The organism is Massilia hydrophila (genome assembly GCF_020208145.1).
In the GTDB taxonomy this organism is placed as follows: Bacteria; Pseudomonadota; Gammaproteobacteria; order Burkholderiales; family Burkholderiaceae_D; genus Telluria; species Telluria hydrophila.
Window position 1 is genome coordinate 1 of the sequence record NZ_JAHYBX010000052.1, and the last position, 461, is coordinate 461.

Consider the following 461-nt stretch of genomic DNA (forward strand, 5'->3'; position numbering starts at 1 on the left):
GAGTGGATCTGACCTTAGTACGAGAGGACCGGGTTGGACAGACCTCTGGTGAACCTGTTATGCCGCCAGGTGTACGGCAGGGTAGCTACGTCTGGAATAGATAAGCGCTGAAAGCATCTAAGTGCGAAACTAGCCACGAGATGAGACTTCCTTATAGGGTCGTAGAAGATGACTACGTTGATAGGCCATAGGTGTAAAGGTTGAGAGACCAAAGCCAAGTGGTACTAATAGCCCGAAGCTTTCTCAAGCAGACAGACACTGTTGTCTTCCTCTTTAATTTTTGAAACAGACAGGAAACGTAACTCTTTCAATACATATGTCATTTGGCATGAATCACATGATAAGAATATCATAGATCATCCAATAAAGATTTTTAGGTGCCTATATCGGCGGTGTCTACCTCTTCCCATTCCGAACAGAGCAGTCAAGCCCGCCAGAGCCGATGGTATTGCCGTAACAGG

Annotated in this window: 2 rRNA genes; both read left to right on the plus strand. The window is 46.0% G+C overall.

Annotation, left to right across the window (positions count from 1 at the left end):
- Nucleotides 1-248 (plus strand): 23S ribosomal RNA (locus tag LE190_RS22255); the annotation flags it as partial.
- 125 nt (nt 249-373) lie between these two features.
- Nucleotides 374-461 (plus strand): 5S ribosomal RNA (rrf, locus tag LE190_RS22260); the annotation flags it as partial.